This is a genomic window from Catenibacillus scindens, assembly GCF_014202115.1.
In the GTDB taxonomy this organism is placed as follows: Bacteria; Bacillota; Clostridia; order Lachnospirales; family Lachnospiraceae; genus Catenibacillus; species Catenibacillus scindens.
In genome coordinates, this window is the sequence record NZ_JACHFW010000001.1 from 177,055 (window position 1) to 190,399 (window position 13,345).

The 13,345-nt window shown below is 46.2% G+C and carries 12 protein-coding genes and 1 other annotated feature; all 12 genes read right to left on the bottom strand.

Annotation, left to right across the window (positions count from 1 at the left end; genetic code table 11):
* Positions 1 to 11: 11 nt before the first annotated feature.
* Positions 12 to 224 carry a hypothetical protein gene (locus HNP82_RS00725; RefSeq protein WP_183770361.1) on the bottom strand — a complete coding sequence of 71 codons (213 nt, stop codon included), beginning with the start codon at positions 222 to 224 and terminating at the stop codon, positions 12 to 14.
* 78 nt (positions 225 to 302) lie between these two features.
* A complete protein-coding gene (locus tag HNP82_RS00730) occupies positions 303 to 1,328 on the bottom strand; it encodes an ABC transporter ATP-binding protein (RefSeq protein ID WP_183770364.1) in 1,026 nt (341 codons plus the stop codon).
* Positions 1,328 to 2,527: an ABC transporter ATP-binding protein gene (locus tag HNP82_RS00735; protein ID WP_183770367.1), complete on the bottom strand. Its 1,200-nt coding sequence runs from the start codon at positions 2,525 to 2,527 to the stop codon at positions 1,328 to 1,330. The genes HNP82_RS00730 and HNP82_RS00735 overlap by 1 nt, the downstream gene beginning before the upstream one ends.
* Before the next feature lie 14 nt (positions 2,528 to 2,541).
* On the bottom strand, positions 2,542 to 4,074 hold the full coding sequence (locus HNP82_RS00740) for an ABC transporter permease (RefSeq protein WP_183770370.1): 1,533 nt from the start codon (positions 4,072 to 4,074) through the stop codon (positions 2,542 to 2,544).
* A gap of 15 nt (positions 4,075 to 4,089) precedes the next feature.
* Positions 4,090 to 5,076 (bottom strand): ABC transporter permease, encoded by a 987-nt coding sequence (locus tag HNP82_RS00745; RefSeq protein WP_183770373.1) that lies wholly within the window; start codon positions 5,074 to 5,076, stop codon positions 4,090 to 4,092.
* 373 nt (positions 5,077 to 5,449) lie between these two features.
* Positions 5,450 to 7,801, bottom strand: coding sequence for an ABC transporter substrate-binding protein (locus HNP82_RS00750; RefSeq protein WP_183770375.1), 2,352 nt, complete (start codon positions 7,799 to 7,801; stop codon positions 5,450 to 5,452).
* A gap of 216 nt (positions 7,802 to 8,017) precedes the next feature.
* Positions 8,018 to 8,563 carry a hypothetical protein gene (locus tag HNP82_RS00755; protein ID WP_183770378.1) on the bottom strand — a complete coding sequence of 182 codons (546 nt, stop codon included), beginning with the start codon at positions 8,561 to 8,563 and terminating at the stop codon, positions 8,018 to 8,020.
* 140 nt (positions 8,564 to 8,703) lie between these two features.
* Entirely contained in the window at positions 8,704 to 9,060 is a 357-nt protein-coding gene (rplT, locus tag HNP82_RS00760; protein WP_183770381.1) for a 50S ribosomal protein L20, read from the bottom strand.
* Between the two features lie 26 nt (positions 9,061 to 9,086).
* Positions 9,087 to 9,284 carry a 50S ribosomal protein L35 gene (rpmI, locus tag HNP82_RS00765; RefSeq protein ID WP_183770384.1) on the bottom strand — a complete coding sequence of 66 codons (198 nt, stop codon included), beginning with the start codon at positions 9,282 to 9,284 and terminating at the stop codon, positions 9,087 to 9,089.
* 34 nt (positions 9,285 to 9,318) lie between these two features.
* Positions 9,319 to 9,813, bottom strand: a complete 495-nt coding sequence (gene infC / locus HNP82_RS00770; RefSeq protein WP_183771226.1) for a translation initiation factor IF-3 — start codon at positions 9,811 to 9,813, stop codon at positions 9,319 to 9,321.
* Positions 9,814 to 10,025: 212 nt separating this feature from the next.
* Positions 10,026 to 10,940, bottom strand: a complete 915-nt coding sequence (locus HNP82_RS00775) for an aryl-sulfate sulfotransferase (RefSeq protein ID WP_183770386.1) — start codon at positions 10,938 to 10,940, stop codon at positions 10,026 to 10,028.
* A 227-nt stretch (positions 10,941 to 11,167) separates the two neighbouring features.
* Positions 11,168 to 12,934: a threonine--tRNA ligase gene (gene thrS, locus HNP82_RS00780; RefSeq protein ID WP_183770389.1), complete on the bottom strand. Its 1,767-nt coding sequence runs from the start codon at positions 12,932 to 12,934 to the stop codon at positions 11,168 to 11,170.
* Positions 12,935 to 13,064: 130 nt separating this feature from the next.
* Positions 13,065 to 13,313 (bottom strand) — a binding site (T-box leader).
* Between the last annotated feature and the right edge of the window lie 32 nt (positions 13,314 to 13,345).

Here is a 13,345-nt window from a genome sequence, read left to right on the forward strand (position 1 = left end):
AAAAAATGTATTTACGTCCAGAAAATCACCATGAGAGCAATAATGATCCCCAGTCCCACAATAAAAGCAAGGCCAATGAGCAGAGCGCCTGACAGCGCGCCGAGAATGACCCACCGCCGCTCTTTGGGCGTCAGCTCTGTATTGGGGATCATTTTTGGCCCCTGGTCTGAAATATCTTCCCCCTCGTCATGGATAATGTTTATTTCATCCCTTTCGTCTTCCATTGAATTCTCCTTTACAAATCAGGGCCGCTGCCCAAAAGCAGCAGCCCTGTCAAAGCTGTATCCATAGATGTTTCACTGTTATTTGTCATAAAGATGACATCTTACAAAATGTCCCGGTTCCACTTCTTTCTGTACCGGCACTTCGCTCTTACACCGCTCCATGCAATATTGGCAGCGGGTGTGGAACTTACATCCCGCCGGAGGATTGGCAGGAGAGGGAATAGAACCTTCAAGGACGATACGGTTCATCTTTGCCTTTGGATCTGGGATTGGAATCGCTGAGAACAGCGCCTTTGTATACGGATGAAGAGGTTCACGGAAAATATCTTCCGTCTCGCCGTATTCCACAAGATTTCCCAGATACATAACGCCCACATGATCGGAGATATGTTCAACCACTGACAGGTCATGTGAGATAAACAGATAGGTGAGATGATATTTTTCCTGAAGTTCCTTTAACAGGTTAATGATCTGAGCCTGAATAGATACGTCCAAAGCGGATACCGGCTCATCACATACAATAAATTCCGGATTTAAGGCCAATGCTCTGGCAATACAGATTCTCTGGCGCTGACCGCCTGAAAACTCATGGGGATAACGGTCCTTATGAAATGGCTGAAGACCGCAGTTATCCATAACCTGATCAATATAATCATTAAACTCAGCCTTTGGTACAAGTTTATGTTCCCGAACCGCCTCACCGATAATCTCTCCTACCGGAAGTCTTGGAGAAAGGCTGGAAAAAGGATCCTGGAAAATAATCTGCATTTTCGGTCTGAGAGCCCGCATTTCCTTCGAGGACAGGTCATAAACTTCCTGGCCGTTAAAAAGCACCTGGCCGTCAGTCTTATCGCCGGAAAGGCGGAGAATGGTGCGGCCTGTGGTACTCTTTCCGCAGCCGGACTCACCTACAAGGCCCATGGTAGCGCCCCTCTTCAAATTGAAGGTAACGCCATCCACAGCCTTGACATGGCCCACAGTATGGGAAACCATACCGCCCTTAATAGGGAAGTATTTTTTCAGATGATTGACCATGAGAATATACTGGGGATCATAAGTCACCGGTTCATAATCCAATTTCTTCTCTGTCTTTTCCTGCGCCATTATTTCTCCTCCTTTCTCTGCTGGTCCTGACCTGTAACAGCGTCCAGAGACACCGCTCCAGGATTTCCTTCATAGTAGCGATAGCAACTCACCTTATGTGTGGGGGATAAGCTGACCTCATTGGGATACTTGCCGCTGCAGCAGTCCAGACACATTTCACAGCGGTCTTTAAAATAACAGTAATCCGGCATGTTGATAGGGTTTGGCACCTTGCCGGGGATGGAATAAAGTTTGTCCACTTTCTTTCCAACTACAGGTTTGGAGGCCATAAGACCGATAGTATAAGGATGAGAAGGATTTTCAAAAATCTCCTCCACAGTTCCCTTTTCAACCACGCGGCCGGCATACATAACCACAACATAGTCTGCCATTTCTGCGATCACGCCAAGGTCATGGGTGATAAACATAATGGAGGAATTGATCTTATCTTTTAACCGGCGGAGAAGATCCAGAATCGTCGCCTGGATCGTTACGTCCAGAGCCGTTGTGGGCTCATCGGCGATAATGACTCTCGGATTGCAGGCCAGAGCCATGGCGATCATAACACGCTGACGCATACCGCCGGACAGCTCATGGGGATACATACGGTATACACCTTCACTATTGGCAATACCAACCATATCTAAAAGCTCGATGGTCCTCTTTTTAATATCTTCCTTACTCTTTCCTTCGCCCTCGTGGAGAGCGATAACTTCATCCACCTGCTGGCCGATACGGAACACCGGATTTAAGGAGGTCATAGGCTCCTGGAAGATCATGGACATAAAGTTTCCCCGCAGTTTCTGAACTTCACTTAAAGGCGCTTTTGTCACGTCAATAGCCTTGTCGCCAAGGTTGAGGCGGATTGCCCCTTCCACAACCTGACCCTGGGGCCGCTGAATAAGCTGCATCAGGGAGAGGCTTGTCACCGACTTTCCGCAGCCGGACTCGCCCACGACGCCTACAGTCTTTCCGATGGGAACGTCAAAGGTCACGCCGTCCACACTTTTTACAGTACCCGCGTCGGTGAAAAAATAGGTGTGAAGATTGTCGAACTCTACGGCATTTTTAGAGTCATGCATGGACGTTACATACTCTGACTCCGGTATATGTTTGCGCTTGCGCTGCTTTTCCAGCTCATTGGTGATCCGTCGGTTTTCTTTGGATATACGGCGGGACTCCTTACCGGAAAGATAGCCTTCTGATTGTTTTTTAGCCATTTAATTCGCCTCCCTTACCGTTTCATCTTCGGGTCAAACGCATCGCGCAGACCGTCGCCGACGAAGTTAAATCCAAGTACAGTTACAAGCAGGCAGATACCTGCAGGAATCCAGATAAATAAGTAATTGGTCAGTACATAAGAGTTGTTAACGTCATTGATAATATTACCCCAGGAAGCAAACGGGAACTTAACACCAAGACCCAGGAAGGAAAGTGTAGCTTCTGTCAGGATCGTTGAACCAAGGCTCATGGTGCAGATAACAATAAGCTGGGGGATAACATTGGGGATCAGATGCCTGAAAATCCGACGGCTTGCCCGGATACCGCAGGCTTCTGTGGCAGTCATAAATTCCTGCTCCCTCAGTGACAATATCTGTCCGCGGACAAGGCGGGCAATGGATGGCCAGCTCAGGAAACCTAAAATAAGCATGAGATAAAGCATACGCAGCATGGGGTCCACACGCATGGCATCCATGGCCGCACCCAGAATAATAATCATGGGCAACTGTGGGATACAGTAGAAGACGTCCACGATACGCATGATCAAATTATCTACCCATTTTCCAAAGTAGCCGGCGATACCGCCCATAATAATGCCAAGGACACCGGAAATGATCACTACAATGAAACCGATAACCAAAGAGATACGGCCGCCATACATAAGACGGGTAAGCATATCCATTCCGTTGCCGTCTGTTCCAAGCCAGTGCTGTGCAGAAGGTGAGGCATACCGGTCATAAACATAAGTCTCCTCTTCCCGTATAATTGTCCAGGTTTTATTTTCCGGCGCGTAGGTCAGTTCAAAATGCTGAGTCTCGCCATTTTCATCGGTAATATCAACTTCACTCAAGTCCTGATCAATAGCTTCGGCGATCTGCTCTTTGAATGTACGTGAAATTGTCACGCCGTTTTCAATGGGGGATACAACAAACCGGCTGATACTTCCAAGAACATTGGAGCCTTCCATAATGTTGCCGTCCTCGTCTAAAGTATAATCCACGCCGTCAGCAGAAAAAGAGGTTTCCCCATTGGTGTAAGCGCGAAGGCCTTCCAGTTTTACATTAAATGAAAAATCTTCTCCGCTGTCACTGGTAACAATATCCTTTGCCGCAATGGCAAGTATCGTTCCGTTGGAAGATATTGTATAGAAATCAGGGCCTTCCAGTGCCAGATCATAGGTCACATCCTTGTATTCAAAGGACTCAGCCTGACTATTGGCCGCCAGCAAAAACTGAGCCTGGAGGATCGTGCCAAATTCCTGGCCGTCGGCAATAGAGTAGCGAAAATCGTCATTTTCCACCACGCCGGCGTAATCCTGGTTCATAACTTCATAGGTATAAAACTGCTGATCCTGCTCGTAAGGGCTGATCACTCCGCCAAGGAATGAAAAAAGAAACATAATGATCAGCATGGTCAGGCCCACAACAGCCAGACGGTTTCTGAAAAACCGTTTTGCCACCATGGCTCCCGGAGACAACACCTTCACACGGCGGTCATCGTTAAGGGAGAATTCTTCCTGAGTATTTTTCTTAATTTTATCATCCATGAATCTTTCTCCTTTCTACGCGATACGCACCCGTGGGTCAACGACAGCGTATAAAATATCTGAGATCAGGTTGCCCGCCAGTGTCAAAATGGCGATAAATGTCAGATAAAACATGGAAAATGGAATATCGCCGTTGGCCATGGCCGTGTATGATGTGTATCCGATCCCCGGTATGGAAAACAGTGTCTCTGTGATCAGTGCGCCTGAGAGCAGGCCCGGCAGAGAACCGCCAATGATAGTCACCAAAGGGATCAGTGTGTTTCTGAAAGCATGCCGGTAAATGACTACGTGTTCACTTAAACCTTTCGCCCTTGCTGTGCGGATATAGTCCGCGTTTAACACTTCCAGCATATTTGTTCTTGTGTAACGCATGAGGGAACCCACGGAAACAATAACCAGGGTAGCGATAGGCAGCACCAGATGGTGGGCCATATCAAGGAATTTGCCCATGGAATCCAGTTGGGCGTAATTTCGTCCAACAAGACCATACAGGTCAAACCATCCCAGCTTTACGGAAAATACAAGTTTCAGCAGAGTGGCAAAGAAAAAGGTTGGCAGGGATATGCCTACAAGAGCCCCTGCGGTAATCCCGTAGTCCAGTTTTGAATATTGCTTTGTTGCCGCTACAATACCCAGAGGTATGGCAATAATAAGCTGCAAAATAAAGGAAATAACGCCCATGACCACAGACAGTCCGATAACGTCCCCGAATTTTTCAAGTACAGGCACAGTATATTCCCAACTATCTCCAAAATCGCCCTGAACAGCGCCCACAAGCCATGTGAGATATCCGGGAATAATGCCTTTATCCAGACCGTAGCTGGCGTTTAACTGTTCCAGCCACTCTTCATAAGGCTTGGCACCTGGCGCCTGAGCCAGAGTCATAGCCCTGTTCTCCACAAATGAAGACGGGAGGCACCGCATGAGCGCGTATATAATAAAAGTAACGCAAAAAAGAATAACGATGGAGATCAATATTCTTTTTATAATAAATTTCTTCATGGAAACCGCTCCATTTCTTTTATGGTGTGTTAACTTTAGTCTTCCCAGTGCCTTGTTTCATTCGTGTTCAGCCAAAGCCCCCCTTTAACCAAACGCGAATGAGACAAGACACTGTTAGTATTTCAAAATATTGATACATTATTTGTAAAAATACTGCCAGAGTTTAGATTTATAGGAAAGGTCATAATAATTTTTATTATGACCTTTCCAGCGCCGATTTTTGCTGCGCAAAGCGCAGATCTTTCCCTGCAAAAATCGTGCGCATCCCCCGGAGGGCTTATAGTAAACGACAAATATATTTGTCGTTTACTATAAAAAAGGGAACCGCTCCCTGCCAGGAGCGATTCCCTGCCACTGAGGATCAAGAATAAGATCAGTTCAGTTCAAGAGTTTCAATCTCGTTCATCCAACCCCAGTAAGGTGTCATATCTGGCGCAATAGTGCTGGTATTTACACGTTCTGTAGAGAAAATGTAGCATTCACTTCTCTGATAAATCGGAAGTTCAACACCCCAGTCCATGATAATATCCATAGCGGCTTTATACAGGCCTCTGCGGTATGTCTGGTCTGTAGACTGACGAGCCGCAAGAATCATCTCATCAAGATCGGCATCGTTGATCTTATAGTAGTTTGTACTTCCCAGGCTGTGATATAACTGGTACATATCCGGATCAGCCGTTGCGCCCCATGCGGCACACCACATTTCAGCCACACCGGACTGATAAGTCGCGTACAGGTCTGCGGCGTTGCTGATATCAGTAACCGTCAGTGTCATGCCGATTTCCGCGAAAGCGTCAGCGGCGTTAGTAAGCATCATGAAAGCCGGATGATCGCCGTTACCCATAGCGCCGATGTTTACTTCGTACTCAAGTTTAGCGCCTTCCGGAGCTGCTGTCAGCTTGCCGTCGGTTACTGTATAGCCTGCGGCTTCAAAGAAACCTAAAGCAGCCTGTTTTGCAGCTTCATAGCGTTCTTCTGTGGACATACCCTCTGTGTAGATCGGGTTGCCATTAACATCTACAGAATAAGCTACCTGATATCCGTCATCTGTTACTCTAGGAGCAGCCCATGATGTATCGGAGATCGGATAGTTGATAACTGTCGCTGTGTCACCGTAGTAGGAGTTAATCGCCTCGTCACGGTATACAGCCATTAATGTATTGATACCTTTACGAAGGTCTTTGGAAGCCTCTGAAGAAGGATCACCGGCAACATTTACGTTGTCAGCGCTGATACCCATGTAACCATATCCAAGGAAGTCATAGAGACGCATAGTGATCACGCTGCCGTCAAAGCTGTCATCTCCGCCGTTGTAGTCTGTGATCTGATTGCGGACTTCTGTGGAATAGGAAGGCTCACTGATATCAATGGTACCGGAAGCAACACCGGTTGTCTTGTCATCCTCAGATGTCTCAATAAAGTTTACATGAGCAATCTTAGGCTCGCCCATAAAGTAGGATGGGTTGGCATCCAGATATACAGTACCGTTGCTGTAATCGCTGAATGTATACGGACCATATCCGAGAGGCTCAGTTGTTTTCGCGCGGACAGTGGAAAGGTCACCTTTGTCAAAGCCGAACTGATGAGCGTCATAGTCATATTTTGCGGGATCACCGTAGTAGTTTAAGGAACCAACATAGAAACCTAACTGGTAAACCATGTTCGCAGCAACTTCTGTTGCCACAATACGTACAGTGTAATCATCCACACGCTGTACACCCTCGATGTAATCTACAGAGCTGCCGGTGCTGACACCTTCTGTAGAATAGTTGTATACATCTTCAGGAATCAGGTCAGAAAGAGCTGTTCCCTCGGTGCCGGAACCCTCAGCTTCCATAGCTGTGAAATTCCATCCGTAAGCATCGCCGATAGCCATGAAGAAATCTTTAGCTGTAGCATCTGCCGCAAGATCCGGATATGCCCAGTTTGCCGCTGCTGTAGCAACATCACTAGAATCTTCTGCAAGGCCCTGTGCTACACATGCGTCAACAATGGCCTGCGCAAACTTCACGCCGCCGTCATTGACAGCATCCCAGAAAGCAGTCTGCTGTTCCTCTGTCCAGAGGCTGAAATCTGTATTATCTTCTCCAGCCGCCGCAATAGCCGCAGATAAAAGGGACATACCTTCGCGGTATTCCTCAAGGCCAAGAATCGGCTGGCTATAAAGTGTAATCGAACCATCATAAGTCGGATCGCAGAGAACATAAATGGAGAAAATCACATCGTCGATTGTCATTGGTGTACCATCGGCAAAAGTGATATCATCACGGATCGTAATATCATAATAAACAGATCCGTCCTCATTTTCTGTAACTGCCAGATTTCCCAGACCGTAGTATGTGTAATCGGTTCCGTTATAATTACGGGTTTCGCCTTCGATACCGTTGTAAATGATAGAACCTTCACGGTCGGCCTGGAGAATCGGGGGTGTTACAAGACCAACAATGTCAATATCCTCCGCGCTCTGCGCAAAGAATGGGGAGAATTTGCCCTCAAAATGGTTGCTTGCCGCAACAAGGGTGTTGGAGTCCCCGCTTCTTGTTTCGCCGGAAGCGTCTGCAGCAGCGGAATCACCTGTCGTGGATTCGCCTGTAGATTCTGTTCCGGATGTAGATTCCGCACTGTTTGTATCGCCGCTCGCTGCCGGTGAGCTGCACGCTGCAAACATGGAAGATGTCATTGCTGCAGCAAGAAACAATGCCATAAATCTTTTGGAAAGTTTCATCTTCTTTTCCTCCTTGTTTTTTCTGTAACTATTCAGCCTCAAAAGCTGATTTATAAGTTACTTTTTATCTATGAAAAGCGGACAGGATTTATATATATACAGCAGATTGCAGGCAATCTGCTGTATATAGCAATGGGGGTACCCCCATTGCCGGACTCTCGCCGCTGATCATTAACAACTTTGTAATAGTATATATGTTTTGTTCCTGTCTGTCAATTAATTCTGTGATGGAACATCCCTCCATGATATCGTTTTCATATATCGCCACAAAGCGAGGCAAAAAACAATACTCAGAGCTTGTGTCAGACATGATATTAAAAAGTGTATGAACTTGTCCTCAAATCCATTGAAACATACATAGACAATAAGACCCGCCAGGGATAAAACCATAAGAATCAGTACGGCCATGGCCCGTATAGGAATGGCCTTTGCCGTGGCCTCATACACATGCTCCTCCAGAGCGGGGCCTCTCACCGACAGACGGCACATAGCCCACACAAGGCTTACCGCTGTCATCAAACCTGCCACATAGGGGAGAAGGACAAAAATCTGTCCGTTAGCTCCCGGAGGAGACACGCAGCCGGCGGCCACCACACAGGCAAAAATACATCCCACAAAGAGCCACAGACGCAACTTTATGTGTTTATAGTCCTCGCTGCTTTCACAGGTGTACATTTTTCCTGTATACGCATAGCCGCCATCTTCTTTTTTCTTATAATGACTTAAATAGGCTCTGCGGCCTTTTTTTCGTGGTTCACTCATCGTTTACGGTCATACCTCCGGGGCAAAAACCGGGGCACTGTTTCAGGATTTACAGCGCCATCTGGTCTTTTACGAGAAAAGCCCTTGAAATTCAAGGGTTTTATAAGAAATTAATACTCAGCGTTCTTCCAGGAGGAAAATTAAGCCAATTTCGCTTTCGCAACTTCACACAGTTTTGTGAAGCCTTCAGCGTCGTTAATTGCCATCTCGGAAAGCATCTTGCGGTTTACTTCAACCTGAGCCAGCTTTAAGCCATACATCAGCTTGCTGTAGGATAAGCCGTTCATACGGGCTGCAGCGTTGATACGGGCGATCCAGAGCTGTCTGAACTGACGCTTTCTCTCCTTACGTCCAGCGTAGGATGTAGCCAGCGCTCTCATTACAGACTGTTTTGCTACTCTATACTGTTTGGATCTGGCTCCTCTGTAACCTTTCGCCAATTTTAATACTCTATTATGTTTTTTCTTCGCGTTTAATCCGCCTTTAATTCTTGCCATTCTTACAGTACCTCCGTTCCTTCAGATTAAAGATATGGTAAAATCTTCTTCATGTTCTTTACATTAGTTACATCGGTCATTATCGCTTTTCTGAGATTTCTCTTTCTCTTTGTGGATTTCTTTGTAAGAATGTGGCTCTTGTAAGCTTTCATTCTTTTTAATTTACCAGTACCTGTCTTTTTAAAGCGCTTTGCTGCTGCTTTGCTAGTTTTCATTTTTGGCATTATTAATTCCTCCTTAATATCAATATCGAAAGATTCATCGTTTTTCTGATAAAAACATGACCATGCTTCTACCTTCAAGTTTTGCAGGTTTGTCAATTACTGCAATGTCTGACAATTTTTCAGCAAACTGATCAAGGATAACCTTACCTGAAGCTGTGTGGGCCAGCTCTCTGCCGCGGAAACGGACGCTGACTTTCACTTTATTGCCGCTGGTAATAAACTTACGTGTCTGATTCATCTTCGTATTTAGGTCATTAACATCGATGTTGGGTGAGAGACGAACCTCTTTCACTTCGATGGTCTTCTGCTTTTTCTTCGCTTCTTTTTCTTTTCTCGCCATCTCGTACCGGTACTTGCCGTAGTCGATAATCTTGCATACTGGCGGCTTTGCCGTCGGAGCAATCTTTACAAGGTCCAGGTTGGCCTCCCGGGCGATCTTGTACGCCTCTTTGGCCGACATAATCCCAAGCTGGGAACCGTCCTCACCGATCAGTCTGACTTCCCTATCCCTGATTTGCTCATTGATCATTAAATCGCTAATAATTGACACCTCCATATGTCTAAAAAAATGGTGAGCAGCATACTACTCACCATTTAAGTCATAACCGTGTTAATCTCTTAAATATAAACCCAAGTCATCTCCAATGAATGCTAAGGTGAGAGTGAGTACTCTGCTTTGTTGTCCGCGTATTTTCATACAGCTTTTATATAATACCACTCTCACAGAGATTCGTCAAGCACTTATTTGAACCAATATTGTAAAAAATCATCTTTCATGACCCGATACCCCTGGAAGGTTGTATCATAACTAAAACTCCGGATCATTTCGCCCTGAGAATCATACTCCCATAAGTTTTCGCCACGCCGCTGTTGACCACATAATTTTCCTCCAAAAGCTGAACGCTGGAAACGATACTGGAGATTTATGATCTCCTCAACAGTTCCGGCATCCATGTCAATCTCAAGCACCCGGTCCATAACCGCATCGTCCCGGTCATTTTCTTTTGTGGCGAGAACAAGAAGAGTTCCATCATTCCCCCAATTAAAATCATGGTGCATCACATAACCGTCCATGGTATACAGCTCCGTCACCTGTCCCAGAGCGTTAATCCGGCCGATCTGATTTGATGAGACACAGCAGATCATCTCCCCTCCGTCCATAAGGACACGGTCAGCTTTATATCCGTCAAGGAGCATTTCATAGCGCATAACGCCGTCATTGTCAAAAAAGAACATATAGCCATAATACCCCTGGGTTCCCAGAGTATAATAAAGTCCCCGTTCCAACGCCCCGCCGGACGTTCCTTCGGTACTCTCCAGTTTTATACCATAGCCTGATACGTTTTTTGGCTCTGTCACATGGAATGTAAAGGAATCTCTTTCAACTTCCCTGGGCACGATCTGATATACTGAGATCTGACTGTCTGTGGCTGATTCATAGATATTTACCCGCTGATCCTGGTTGGTTCCAATCAATTCTCCAGTTTCCACCGTCCAGGAATCTCTCTTTTTTGTCTCTTCATCCATTTGTGTCCTGACAATCCATTTATAAACACCAAAGGCCACAATACAGATAATAGCGGCGATGATCACGCCTATTAAAATCTTCTGCCATTTTTTCAGCTTTTTCCTGGGCTTATTCTTTTGTTTACGCATATTCTTCATTCTCCACAGTGTTTTTTATAACAACGGCCGCCATTGACAGGCGGCCGTGATGTTACCTTTTTTAAGCATAAAACATATCTGTGAACGTATCTTGAAGAATTTGTATCTTTTTCAGAAAAAAAGTATAAAATATTTATAATTTCGCAAGAAATATAAGATTTTCGTAACAATCCAGTCTGCAGAGATGACCCATGCTGACCTGTTACCGCTTCTCTTTATTAGAAAATCCGCTCTTTATTTTCCCGGACTGTCTTTTCAACAAATGCCTCCAAAGACATTGTCTCGGATTCTCCTGTATCTCTGTTTCTCACAGTGACTGTATGGTCCGCAGCTTCCCTTGCTCCAAGAACAAGCATGTAAGGCACTCTCTCAACCTGCTGAGCTTCACGGATCTTATAACCAATCTTTTCATTGCGGTCGTCAAGAACGCAGCGGATTCCCGCGGCTGTCATTGCCTTATAAACTTCTGTGGCATATTCCAGAGTTTTGTCAGATACCGGAAGGACTTTCACCTGAACCGGCGCGAGCCATACCGGGAATTTTCCGGCATAATGCTCGATAAGGATGCCAAGAAAACGCTCAATGGAACCAAAAACAACTCTGTGAATCATAATCGGGCGCTGAGGCTGACTATTCTCATCAATATATTCTGCCTGGAAATTCTGAGGAAGCTGGAAATCAAGCTGGATGGTACCACACTGCCATGTACGTCCGATGGAATCTTCCAGGTGGAAGTCGATCTTCGGGCCGTAAAAAGCGCCATCCCCTTCATTGACCGCATACTCAAGGCCCATCTCATCCAGAGCCTGGCGAAGGCCGTTGGTTGCCTCCTCCCAGTCCTCATCGCTTCCCATGCTGTCCTCCGGTCGAGTGGACAATTCCACATGATATTTAAAGCCAAATTTCTTATAAACTTCGTCAATAAGGCGGACAACGCCTTTGATCTCAGAGGGGATCTGCTCCTTTGTCATAAAAATGTGCGCGTCATCCTGAGTAAAGCACCGCACTCTGAACAGGCCGTGGAGGGCGCCTTTCAGCTCATGGCGGTGGACAACCCCCAGCTCACCGCAGCGGATAGGCAGTTCACGGTAAGAGTGGGGACGGCTCTTGTATACAAGCATGCCGCCTGGACAGTTCATAGGCTTAATAGCAAAATCGTTGTCGTCGATCTTCGTTGTATACATATTATCCCGGTAATGATCCCAGTGACCGGAAGTTTCCCACAGTTCCCGGTCCAAAATCATAGGTGTGGACACCTCAATATATCCTTCCCGGCGGTGGAGTTCTCGCCAGTAATCAATGAGAGCATTTTTCACAATAAGCCCTCTGTCCAGGAAAAACGGGAAGCCCGGGCCGTAATCGCTGGTCATAAACAGTTCCATCTCCCGGCCGATCTTGCGGTGATCTCTCTTTGCAGCCTCTTCCATCAATTTCAGATGGGCCTCAAGGTCGTCTTTTGAGGCGAAGGCGATACCGTTGATGCGTGTGAGCATCTTATTGTTTTTATCGCCTTTCCAGTAAGCGCCGGACTGCTGTGTGATCTTAAATGCTTTCAATGCTTTGGTGTAGGTCAGATGAGGGCCCACACACATATCAATGTATTCTCCCTGCTGATAGAAGCTGATGACAGCGTCCTCAGGAAGATCGTCAATATGCTCCAGTTTATATTTTTCCTGACGTTCTTCCATAAGTTTTTTAGCTTCCTCTCTGGACAGAATAAAAGACTTGATGGGAAGATTCTCCTTGCAGATCTTTTGCATTTCTTTTTCAATGCGGCCAAGATCTTCGTCGGAAAGTTTTGTGTCTCCCAGATCTACGTCATAGTAGAAGCCATGCTCTGTGGCCGGGCCATAGGCAAAATCAGCATTGGGATACAGGCGTTTAATGGCCTGGGCCATAATATGGGCCGCCGTATGGCGGATCACATGAAGTTCTTCCTCTTTGGGGCACTCGCCAACAGTGCCGTCGTTATAAATGACTTTCATTATAAAAACCTCCTTAAATTTCCAATGAACGAAATGTTACCATTTTTCCATGCCATTCGCAAAGCCGCGCGCTTTTGTGCTTTTCTCATAGCTAAACCAAAAAAGTCCCTTTCCGCACAAAACACATACGGAAAGGGACGAGATTACAGGTTCTCGCGGTTCCACCCTTGTTGTTTTACAACATAATCAAATACTGCTGCTTGGCAATTGAAACCAGGCAACGGCTATAAAACCACTCATTATGACGGTAACGGTGTCTGCCGGGCCGGATTGGGGCCGCTCCGAGGTAGTTTTCAGCCGCTTCCCAATAAGGCACTTCCAGCATCTGTGCCTCTCTCTGTAATGTTTCACGGCTTACTCATCTCATCTGCGCGTTCACTTTGTGAAGTTCATTCTGAGAACATTTTACTC